We start from the raw sequence: 10295 nt of genomic DNA, 5'->3' as shown, positions 1-10295 counted from the left end.
GCAGAAGGAAAAGTACCTAAACAGGTTGGCACTGGAGTTCGATATGAAATTAGATAAGATACATTGACCTGATTAACAATAGGTTATACAACATGTCATTGGTAGCGTAGTTTGCTTGTCATCCTGAGCGTAGTCGAAGGATCTGTTCGTATCCTTTTATCCATACGTACAGATGTTTCGACTACGCTCAACATGACATGCTACGCTCAACATAACAACCTATGCTCAACATGACAAGCTAAGCTCAACATCACAACCTATGCCCAACATGACATGCTGCACCCAACATAATCCAATACCTACTCCCTTCTCAAAGCCTCCAACGGCGATCTATTCAATACCGAAAGGCTATTGATCAACCCCACCAAAACCGTTAAAAAAGTCACCAAAAAGATCAGCAACAAACTAAATCCTATCGGAGGAACAAAACCAGATTCAAAAACAAATACCGCCAATAGATTACTAGCAATCAATGCAATAACAATCCCGGTTATTGCAGCCAACAACCCCAAAAACAAATATTCTGAAATCGTAATCCAATAAATCTGCTTCCGACTAGCCCCTAAGGTCCTCAACAATACATTCTCCCGAATTCGCTGAAATTTACTGATCCTCACTGATGCAATCAACACCACAATACCCGTCAGAATACTAAAACCTCCAATAAATTGGATGATAAAACCTATCTTCTCCAAGATTTCATTCAAGATATCCAGCACCGCATTCATATCCAAAACCGAAACGTTCGGAAACCTGCTTACCACTTTCTGTTGAAAGGCCACCGATTGGGCATCACCTTCCACCTTGGTCATCATCAGGAAAAATTGAGGTGCTTGATCAATAGATCCCTTTGCAAAAACAACCCTAAAATTCGATTGGAACCTATTCCAATCCACTTGTCTGATACTACTCACCTTTGCCGGAATCCTTACCCCCTGCACATTAAATACCATTACATCCCCTACTTTAGCCTTAATATTTCCAGCATAACTCTCATCTAAGGAAACGGAAGCGGTATCCGTTGGGGCTACATGACCTATCCATTTACCTTCCATTACTTTTTCCGAGCGGGAAAGACTATCCCGATAAGTTGCCCTAATTTCTCCTCGAAATGCCCGCCTAGATTGATCAATGGTTGAATCTGCTACCACGTCCTTCAAGGTGATGCCGTTCATACTTTCCAATTGCATGGTTACAATAGGAACATTCTCCATGATATTATAGCCTTCTTCTTTTGCCAACAATACCAAAGAATCCCTTTGGGATGGTTGGATATCGAAAAGGAGCATATTCGCCTGGTTTTCTTCGGCAGACATTTCCACCCGTTTGATCAGCATATCCTGAACAAAAAACAAGGTTGCAATCAATGCCGTACCTAAGCCAATAGAAACTAAGAGAATTACTGTTTGATTATTGGGTCTATACAAGTTGGAAAGCCCTTGTCGCCAAACATAAGGCCATCCTTTTGGAAAAAACTTCCTAATGAGGTAAGTGAATCCTTTGGCAACGCCATATAATAAAGCAAATACGACCGAAATCCCTAAGGTAAAAATGAAAGTCTGCTTCCAATCATCCATTTGCATCCGTGCAAAAATCAAGATAAATCCGATGATCAATAGGTAAATCAGGTATTTCCAAGGATCGTTCTTTGCCTGGCCAGCAGCATCGCTCATGCGCAAAGAGTTCAATGGCGATACTTGTCGTACGGATAATAAGGGCAATAAAGCAAATAATACCGCGATAACCAGTCCTAAGAGTACGCCTTGAAGAATAGCCGACCAAGACACTTGTGTGGAAAGTGCAACTGGAAGCACATCCTGAAGTACCAATGGAATCAGGTATTGAACTAGCGCACCTAAAATGGCTCCGATAAAACCTCCGATCAATCCAATACCTGCAAACTGAATCAAAAAAATAAAGAATGCTTGCTTCGCTTTGGCGCCCATGCATCGTAGGATGGCCACGGAAACCAGCTTTTCTCGAACATAGATCTGCACAGAACTGGATACTCCAATACAACCTAATAACAAAGCGACAAAGCCAACCAGTTCCATAAAGTTTGCCATATCGGCAAAGGATCGGCCTGTATTTTCCTTGGTACTCTGAACCGTTGATCCCCTTAATTGCAATAAGGTCAATTTATCTTTCCATTCTTCCAGTTTTTTATCCGTTTCAAAGGATTTTGGAAGCTTAAAATAATAATGGTACTCGATCCGGCTCCCAAGCTGTTGTAATCCAGACTCCGCCAATTGATCCAACGGAACAAAAACACTCGGCGCCATACTTCCTGCAATAGCGGTCTGTCCAGGTTGCGACAGTAAACTACCCAGTACAGGATATTTCGATTTTCCCAACTGCACCGTATCCCCGACTGCTGCCTGGAATTGGATCATCACCGCATTTTCTATAAAAACACCGTTTTCACTTCCAAACGATGAATAGGCTTTGGAAGGTTTGGTGAGTATTTCTCCATAAAAAGGAAACTTCCCATCAATCGCACGTACCTGAACAAACCTCGACCCACCAACCTTCGGAAACTGGATCATGGTCATAAAACGTTCTTCCTTGGCGTATCCATCGCTCAACGCTTGTAGGGAATCGATGAACTTCATCGCCTCATCCGTTGGCTTTCTTCTACTTTCCAATTCCAGATCGGCACCAATTAATTGAGCTGCTTGGTCATCAATGTCCATCTTCAGGTTTTCATTGAAGGAATTCATGGCCACTAGCGAGGCTATGCCTAAAATAATGGATGAAATAAATAAGAATAATCGGCTTCGGTTCTTGCGACTATCCCGCCAGGCCATTAAAAAGATCCACCGCCAATTCATGCAATCTTCCCTCCTTTAATCGGAATGATTTGTTGTGTCTTTGCGGCCAGATCCAGATCGTGGGTTACTATGATTAAGGTAGTTCCTGATTCCCGATTCAGTTCAAAGAGCATTTCTTCAATACTTTGACTGGTTTCGGCATCTAAATTACCTGTTGGTTCATCGGCAAATAAAATCTTGGGTTTGTTAGCGAATGCTCGGGCAATGGAAACCCGCTGTTGTTCGCCTCCTGATAACTGGGAAGGATAATGATCGGCACGATGACCTAATCCTACCCGTTGAAGAAGTGCTAGTGCATCGCGCTCATTGGGCTTTAAACCCCTTAATTCCAAAGGCACCAGCACATTTTCCAATGCAGTCAATGTAGGCAGAAGTTGGAAGTTCTGAAACACAAATCCTACATGTTCATTCCTTACAGCAGCCAATTGATCTTCATTCAGACCCGTCAATTGAATTCCATTGAGGGTTATAGTGCCTTCACTGGGTTGGTCCAATCCGGCACATAGTCCTAGTAAGGTGGTCTTACCACTTCCTGAAGGACCGACGATGGATACCGTTGAACCTTCTTCAATTTCAAAACTGACATCTTTTAGCACTGGGATTTCGGATGTACCTAACACAAAATGTTTAGACACCTGGTTTATCTGTAGAATCTTTGTTGACATATTTAATAAAAATAAAGCATTTTTTAAATAAATTAGAAGAATGAAAAAGTTCCCGATCACATTTACCATTTGTTTGACATTCATATTATTTATAGCCTGTGGAAATCCTCAAAAAAAGGATACAACGATAGTTTCTTCTGATTCTGTAAGCCAAGTAGATAGTGTTCAAGATAGTGTAAAAACCATTGTATTTTTTGGGAATAGCCTAACGGCGGGCTATGGATTGGAAAGTACCGACCTGGCATTTCCAAACTTGATTCAAAAGAAGATTGATTCCTTGGGATTAGGATATAGGGCAGTGAATGCAGGATTGAGTGGTGAAACAAGTGCGGGAGGAAAAGATAGGATTGATTGGTTGTTGAAAGAACCTATTGACGTTTTTGTGTTGGAATTGGGTGCTAATGATGGTTTGAGGGGTATTCCGCCGGAAAGTACCTATAAAAATTTAGGGGAGATTGTGGATAAGGTTCGAAAAGTGAATCCTGATTGTAAGTTTATATTAGCGGGGATGATGGTCCCTCCGAGTATGGGTGATACTTATTTTGAGGAGTTTAAGGGGATTTTTCCGAAGTTGGCGAAGGAGAAGGATATGACGCTGGTTCCATTTTTATTGGAAGGAGTAGCTGGTATACAAAAGTTGAATCAGAAGGATGCCATTCATCCAACTGCTGAAGGGCAGTTTATTTTAGCGGATAATGTCTGGGCGCATTTAAAGGATTTGTTGTAAATATCGTCATTGCGAAAGGTTTTCCGTCATTGCGAAAGGTTTTCCGTCATTGCGGGAAGTTTTATCCGTCATTGCGAGGAGGAACGACGAAGCAATCTTCAAACCGTGTCATCCTGAGCTGCGTCGAAGGATCTGTACCTTGGCCAACATGTAGATGCTTCGACTTCGCTCAGCATGACATGCGGAAAGATTGCTTCGTTCCTCGCAATGACGGAGGTCCTCGCAATGACGGAGGTCCTCACAAAAAATCTATTTTATATTAACCTTAGTAACTTCCCCCTTGATATCCACATTTGGGAACTCCTTATCAAAATCAATAGCCACATCCGCAGAATCCACCGTTCCATTTCCATCTGAATCCCAATCTAAATCCACATAATACTTAATCACATCCGATTCTTTCACCGCTGGCTGAATCATCGCCTTATGATTATTAGGCAAATGGAAATTTACAGTAAATGGAAAAGTGCTTGCTTCAAATGTAGTTGAGGTGATTTCCGTTGCTGCCGCATCCGCCAAATGTTCTGGAATAGCATAAAGTGTTGCCTTTCCTTGATTATTCTTAATCTCATTTTTGCTTGTCCCAACAAATTCTACCTTAACGAAATTAGAATCTGCTGTCACTTGACCATCTGCTGAACTGGTATCTTCTGTGTTTTTCTTTTGATTAACACAACTGGCTAATGCACCTACTGCCAAAGCTCCAAAAATCATTAGTTTTTTCATAAAATACTTTGTTTTAATATTTAAACTTAAAAATATATAAATTATTATATTATGTATTAAAATATTTAATTAAATAATATTTGTTTAATATCTGTCCTAGCTTTTCACACATCTACCTATATTTGCAGCATAATTTTCAAGGCATGTCTCTATTACAACTCCCTAATATTAAGGAAATAAATTTAAAAAACGAGATACTAGCAGGGTTAACAGTGGCGATGACCATGATACCTGAATCTTTATCTTTCGCCATTTTAGCAGGCTTGTCTCCTATTACCGGTTTATATGCAGCATTCCTTATGGGTTTGATCACAGCTGTTTTAGGGGGCAGACCAGGGATGGTCTCCGGGGGAGCTGGAGCTACGGTCATCGTATTAATTGCTCTTGCAGCAACTCATGGTGTGAAATACTTATTTGCCGCAGTGGCTTTGGCTGGAGTCTTTCAAATCCTGGTCGGAGCTTTTCGCCTGGGAAAATTTGTGCGTTTAATCCCTCAACCCGTTATGTTTGGATTCCTGAACGGATTAGCTGTGGTCATCTTTATGGCCCAGATTGCCCAATTCAAAACACCAGTTAATGGTGTTATGGAATGGATGGCTGGCGCTCAACTATGGACCATGTTGGGACTTACAGGGTTAACCGTTTTGTTGGTATTATTGATCCCTAAGGTTACTAAAGCTATTCCGGCCTCATTGATCGCCATATTATTGATCTTTGGTTTGGTGCAATTAACAGGGATTGATACCAAGATTGTGATGGATATTGCTTCAGTTTCCGGATCCTTTCCTAGCTTTCATATTCCAAATGTGCCTTTTACCCTGGAAACATTGGAAATAATTTTCCCATATGCGTTGGTGATGGCAGCAGTTGGATTAATCGAGTCTTTATTGACATTAAGCATGGTCGATGAATTGACCAACAGTAAAGGTAGTTCGAATAAAGAATCGATCGCCCAAGGTACGGCCAATATAGTAAATGGCTTTTTTGCCGGAATGGGTGGTTGTGCTATGGTTGCCCAGACATTAGTGAATATATCTGCTGGTGCAAGAACGAAAATATCGGCAATTATTGGCGCATTGACCATCTTATTCGTGATTTTGGTGGGTGCTCCATTTATCGAAAGAATCCCAATGGCAGCATTGGTAGGTGTCATGATGATGGTGGCTATAACCACTTTCAAATGGGGATTTCTCAGGATGATCACTAAAATGCCAAAATCGGATATTTTTGTTGGGCTTTTGGTAGCTGCTATCACCGTCATTCTCCATAACCTGGCCTTAGCCGTATTTGTAGGCGTTATTATTTCTGCCTTAGTGTTTGCATGGGATAGTGCGGTTAGGATCAGGGCAAGAAAAACAACCGATGAATTTGGTAATAAGATTTATGAAATATATGGCCCCTTATTTTTTGGATCCACCAGCCATTTCCTAGATAAATTTCATTTGGAAGAAGATCCAGAACGGATCATTATAGATTTTAAAGAATCAAGAGTGGTGGATATGTCAGCGATCGATGCCTTGAACAAACTGACCAACAAATATGTCTTACAAGGAAAAACCGTGATATTAAGACATTTAAGTGAGGATTCTATTAAATTATTGGAAAATGCCAAGGGGATTATCGAGGTTAATATCCAAGAAGATCCAACCTACAAGGTCATGCCGGAGAAATAAAAGAAATCACTTAAATGCCTAAGATGATATTAATAAAACGCTAAATCTTATTTGAATTTAAATCAAGCGATTATCCGAAATGTCCGTTGATATAATTGGCGGTCATTTCATTAACAGGATTCCTAAATAGCTGAGCGGTAGGACCTTCTTCCTTAACCTCACCCAAATACATAAATACGGTTTTATCTGCAATACGTTGTGCCTGTTGCATATTGTGTGTCACAATAACAATCGTATATTTCTCTTTTAAATGGGTAATCAGATCTTCGATCTTTAAGGTGCTCACCGGATCCAGTGCAGAACAAGGTTCATCCATCAAAATAACCTCTGGACGTAAAGCCACGGCCCTCGCAATACAAAGGCGTTGCTGCTGACCACCGGATAATCTTGTGGCAGGCATCTTCAGATCGTTCTTTACCTCTTCCCATAAGAATGCTTCCCTTAATGCCTTTTCGATCACTGCTTTATCATGCGGAAGGTTATTGATCTTCAAGCCATAGGCAATATTCTCATAGATACTTTTAGGAAAAGGATTTGCTTTTTGAAACACCATTCCGATACGCTTTCTAATCTCCGTTACAGGTACTGTTTTCGAGTAAAGGTCCAATTCTTCCAATTGAAGCCTGCCATCAATTTTTGCATCAGGGGAAAGATCATGCATTCTATTAAAGGAACGCAATAAGGTACTTTTTCCACAACCGGAAGGCCCGATCAATGCGGTAATCTGATTTTCTGCAAAATTCACATTGATGTTGTTCAATACTTGTTTAGCACCAAAGCTGATATTTAGATTCTCTGCGAATAATTTAGTTTTCATTTTTTCTGTACTTGTAACGAATGTAAAATGCGGTTAGGTTCAAAAGAAAAACCACAATGATTAATACCAAGGCTGTACCATAAGCAATCGGACGAACCTCTTCGATAGACTGATGTTGGGTAGACAACATGTATAAATGGTAAGGCAATGCCATAAATTCCTGATTGATGAAACCGGAGGTTCCATTGATATAAAAAGCTGCACCTGTAAAAAGGATGGGTGCGGTCTCTCCTGCTGCCCTGGATAAGGTCAATACAACCCCTGTAAGGATCCCCGACATGGCCGAAGGAAGAACGACATCTTTTATAGTCTCAAATTTAGTGGCACCAACGGCCAATGCTGCTTCACGTGTACTGTTCGGGATACGCATCAATGCTTCTTCCGTTGTCGTGATGATATAGGGTAAGGATAATAATCCCAACGTAAGACCTGCTGCAACCAAAGAAGTACCGAATTGTAAAGCCTGAACAAATAAAGCCAAACCGAATAAACCATAAATAATGGAAGGCACTCCCGATAAGTTACGGATGGATGCTCTAATGGTACGGGTCAACCAATTATCTTCCGCATACTCATGGAGATAAATGGCACAACAGACCCCAAAAGGAATGGCAAAGATAGAGGTGATCAAGGTCAGCAAAACCGTACCGATGATCGGAGTTATTATTCCACCTTTGGTCATACCTTCCGATGGAACCTGCGTCACGAAATCCCAGGAAAGGACGCTAGACCCTTTGGAAATGATTTCCCAAAGTACAACAACCAAAAAGAAACATACCAATAAGGTACTGATCAATAAAGTACCCCATTCAATGATACTGGAAAATCTAAAAGTCTTACTGCGCATGGTACTTTCTGAAACGGTTAATAAAATATTCTCCCAATAGATTCGCGCCCAAGGTCATGATGAATAATACCGTGGCAATGGCGTATAGTGCGAAATAATGGGTAGTTTGATAAGGCACCTCTCCCATCTCAATGGCAATGGTTGCCGTCATTGTTTTTACGGAATCGAACATGCTGCTCGGTAAAATGGAGGCATTTCCGGTAGCCATCAATACCGTCATGGTTTCACCTATGGCACGTCCAACGCCCAACATCACCGCAGCAATAATACCTGGGGCAGCTGCTGGAATAACCACATTCAATAAAGTTTGCCATTTGGTAGCTCCAACCCCATAACTTGCTTCTTTATATGTTTTTGGCACGGCGTGTATTGCATCTTCTGCTACGGTAATAATGGTTGGAAGTGCCATTACTGCCAACAGGATAGCACCATTCAACGCATTCAATCCGTTGGAAAGATCGGCTAAACTGGCGATTCCTGGGCTTACCACCACAATACCCAAGAATCCGATTACAACCGATGGTATGGCGGCCAACATTTCAATGGTCGGTTTAAGAATATTCTTCAATCTTGGACTGGCGTATTCCGCAATAAAAGCGGCTGTACCAATACCTAGAGGTATGGCGATGATCATGGCGCCAAACGTAACGATGGTGGTGCTGATGATCAAAGGTAACATACCGTATTTTGGCACTTTCCCAGTTGGATTCCATTCCATACCGGTGATAAAATCCAAAGGTTTTACATCCAGGAAGAAGGAAAAGGAATTATAGATCAACATGGCAAGGATTCCGCCTAAAAGCGCCAATACCAAAAATCCTGTTGCTTTAAAAATGTATTTAAAAACAACATCTAGCGAAAGTCTAGCCTTATATTTCATTTTTTTGATTTTCTAGGATATAATAACCATGGTCTGAAATCAACTGTCGTCCAGATTCACTACGTTCGAAATTGATGAACGGACGGACTTTCTCCCAGGAATCAGCGAGGATAAATTGATATAATGGTCTTTGGAAAAAATACGTACCGGCATTGATGGCGCTCTGATCTAAAGGCGAGATGGCACCCAACTCCTCTTTATCTTTGATTTTCAGAATCTTAACACCTTGACTAGCGGAAGGATCATGGGCAACATATCCGGCACCAACATATCCAATCCCCGTTTTGTCAGCTTTAACACCTTCCAAAATCTGGGCATTCCCCGTCATTTCTTTGGCAGCATTGGTGAACTCAATCTTCAATTTTTTCTTGACGAAGGAGTGGGTACCAGAACTGCTCTGTCTACCGTAAATATTGATGGGATATTTGAATTCTGTTATTTCAGACCAATTTTTAATCTCACCTGAAAGAATTTTTGATAAGGTTTCTGTGTCGATTTCATCCAAAGGCAGGTCTTTATGGACTACAAAAGCAGTGGCATCCTCTGCGAATACGACTGTTTTGATCGCAATGTTCAAATCTTTGAACTGTTGCTTTTCTTCCTCCGATAAGGGGCGAGAAGAATTGGCAATGTCAGCTTGGCCATTCATCAAGGATGTAATCCCTAATCCTGAACCACCACCGGAAATCGCTATGCTAAAAGTTGGATCTAGTTTGGTAAAGTTCTCAGCAAGATTAACAGCTAGGTTAACCTCCGTATCCGATCCTTTCATTTTGATGGAGTTCGTGTTGTTACTACAGCTAGTTAAACTTAAAACTCCTAAGAGGCAAATTATTGTCCCCTCTATTAAAGACCTTTTTTTCATCCCCACAAAATTGACAAATCAATATTAACACAATGTTAAGGGATTATTAACGTATCCTTGTGTGTTTGGATTTATGTTAGAGGAATGTAAAAAAGTTATTAATAGAATATTAATAAGGGTCATTGGGAAGGGCAGCGTCAATGGGAGAAATTACGTCATCGTAAGTTTGTAGGGAAGTTATAGGAATTAAAGAAACAGAATATAATTTTGTATTTCATTTAGGATACAGCGAGAGAGGGAGTAAGATTTTTAATCGTCATTGGT

9 protein-coding genes are annotated in these 10295 nt (G+C 40.8%); 2 read left to right on the top strand and 7 right to left on the bottom strand.

Annotated elements, in window-relative coordinates; translation table 11 throughout:
* Positions 1 to 299 precede the first annotated feature (299 nt).
* Both VJ786_RS16205 and VJ786_RS16200 read right to left on the bottom strand, forming a co-directional pair.
* Positions 300 to 2831, bottom strand: coding sequence for an ABC transporter permease (locus tag VJ786_RS16205; protein WP_099367976.1), 2532 nt, complete (start codon positions 2829 to 2831; stop codon positions 300 to 302).
* Positions 2828 to 3496: an ABC transporter ATP-binding protein gene (locus tag VJ786_RS16200; RefSeq protein ID WP_099367977.1), complete on the bottom strand. Its 669-nt coding sequence runs from the start codon at positions 3494 to 3496 to the stop codon at positions 2828 to 2830. Before VJ786_RS16200 ends, VJ786_RS16205 begins: the two co-directional genes overlap by 4 nt.
* A gap of 40 nt (positions 3497 to 3536) precedes the next feature.
* On the opposite strand from VJ786_RS16200, the gene VJ786_RS16195 reads away from it, so the two are divergent.
* Positions 3537 to 4223, top strand: coding sequence for an arylesterase (locus tag VJ786_RS16195; protein ID WP_099367975.1), 687 nt, complete (start codon positions 3537 to 3539; stop codon positions 4221 to 4223).
* Between the two features lie 249 nt (positions 4224 to 4472).
* Here the strand turns inward: VJ786_RS16195 and VJ786_RS16190 are convergent, their stop codons facing one another.
* On the bottom strand, positions 4473 to 4949 hold the full coding sequence (locus VJ786_RS16190; RefSeq protein WP_099367394.1) for a hypothetical protein: 477 nt from the start codon (positions 4947 to 4949) through the stop codon (positions 4473 to 4475).
* 143 nt (positions 4950 to 5092) lie between these two features.
* On the opposite strand from VJ786_RS16190, the gene VJ786_RS16185 reads away from it, so the two are divergent.
* Positions 5093 to 6622 carry a SulP family inorganic anion transporter gene (locus VJ786_RS16185; protein ID WP_336558037.1) on the top strand — a complete coding sequence of 510 codons (1530 nt, stop codon included), beginning with the start codon at positions 5093 to 5095 and terminating at the stop codon, positions 6620 to 6622.
* Positions 6623 to 6692: 70 nt separating this feature from the next.
* Here VJ786_RS16185 and pstB read toward each other — a convergent pair whose 3' ends face one another.
* From pstB to VJ786_RS16165, 4 genes are read right to left on the bottom strand one after another with little or no spacing between them, the layout of a single operon-like run.
* On the bottom strand, positions 6693 to 7439 hold the full coding sequence (gene pstB, locus VJ786_RS16180; RefSeq protein ID WP_099367396.1) for a phosphate ABC transporter ATP-binding protein PstB: 747 nt from the start codon (positions 7437 to 7439) through the stop codon (positions 6693 to 6695).
* Positions 7429 to 8286, bottom strand: a complete 858-nt coding sequence (pstA, locus tag VJ786_RS16175) for a phosphate ABC transporter permease PstA (RefSeq protein WP_099367397.1) — start codon at positions 8284 to 8286, stop codon at positions 7429 to 7431. Before pstA ends, pstB begins: the two co-directional genes overlap by 11 nt.
* Positions 8276 to 9166, bottom strand: a complete 891-nt coding sequence (gene pstC, locus VJ786_RS16170) for a phosphate ABC transporter permease subunit PstC (protein WP_099367398.1) — start codon at positions 9164 to 9166, stop codon at positions 8276 to 8278. Before pstC ends, pstA begins: the two co-directional genes overlap by 11 nt.
* Positions 9156 to 10031, bottom strand: a complete 876-nt coding sequence (locus tag VJ786_RS16165) for a substrate-binding domain-containing protein (protein ID WP_336558036.1) — start codon at positions 10029 to 10031, stop codon at positions 9156 to 9158. The genes pstC and VJ786_RS16165 overlap by 11 nt, the downstream gene beginning before the upstream one ends.
* Positions 10032 to 10295 lie beyond the last annotated feature (264 nt).

The sequence above is a fragment of the Sphingobacterium tenebrionis genome (assembly GCF_037126265.1).
Classification (GTDB): Bacteria; Bacteroidota; Bacteroidia; order Sphingobacteriales; family Sphingobacteriaceae; genus Sphingobacterium; species Sphingobacterium tenebrionis.
This window is presented reverse-complemented; position numbering and strand designations above follow the sequence as displayed.

Excerpts from the sequence above, each read along its gene's own strand:
- pstC (WP_099367398.1), bottom strand. The coding sequence starts at position 9,166 with ATGAAATATAAGGCTAGACTTTCGCTAGATGTTGTTTTTAAATACATT.
- VJ786_RS16200 (WP_099367977.1), bottom strand. The coding sequence starts at position 3,496 with ATGTCAACAAAGATTCTACAGATAAACCAGGTGTCTAAACATTTTGTG.
- VJ786_RS16185 (WP_336558037.1), top strand. The coding sequence starts at position 5,093 with ATGTCTCTATTACAACTCCCTAATATTAAGGAAATAAATTTAAAAAAC.
- VJ786_RS16190 (WP_099367394.1), bottom strand. The coding sequence starts at position 4,949 with ATGAAAAAACTAATGATTTTTGGAGCTTTGGCAGTAGGTGCATTAGCC.
- pstA (WP_099367397.1), bottom strand. The coding sequence starts at position 8,286 with ATGCGCAGTAAGACTTTTAGATTTTCCAGTATCATTGAATGGGGTACT.
- VJ786_RS16165 (WP_336558036.1), bottom strand. The coding sequence starts at position 10,031 with ATGAAAAAAAGGTCTTTAATAGAGGGGACAATAATTTGCCTCTTAGGA.
- VJ786_RS16195 (WP_099367975.1), top strand. The coding sequence starts at position 3,537 with ATGAAAAAGTTCCCGATCACATTTACCATTTGTTTGACATTCATATTA.
- VJ786_RS16205 (WP_099367976.1), bottom strand. The coding sequence starts at position 2,831 with ATGAATTGGCGGTGGATCTTTTTAATGGCCTGGCGGGATAGTCGCAAG.
- pstB (WP_099367396.1), bottom strand. The coding sequence starts at position 7,439 with ATGAAAACTAAATTATTCGCAGAGAATCTAAATATCAGCTTTGGTGCT.